Here is a 290-nt window from a genome sequence, read left to right on the forward strand (position 1 = left end):
GCCCACAGTGGCGGATTTGACGGCGATCAGCGAAACCCTTGAGGTGCCGACCACCTATTTTTACAGTTTGCCAAAACCTAAGGAGTTGCCTTGGGGTACCCGGCCGGATGAGCGACGCACGCTGTATTACGCCAACGGGATTACCGACATTTTGGTCTCACCGAAAATGAAGGCCTCCTTCTCCATGCTCGCAAGCCAACTGGAGGCCGGCGCCAGCAGTGGCGAGCGGCACTTGAGCGACAGCTCAGAGCAGGGCGGCTATGTCCTGGAGGGGGAGTTGACGCTGTGGC

The 290-nt window shown here is 59.3% G+C and carries 1 pseudogene; it reads left to right on the plus strand.

Annotation, left to right across the window (positions count from 1 at the left end):
• Positions 1–290: pseudogene (locus tag ACZYSM_RS29525) on the plus strand (Cro/Cl family transcriptional regulator); the annotation flags it as partial.

The sequence above is a fragment of the Pseudomonas sp. F220 genome, from assembly GCF_057813935.1.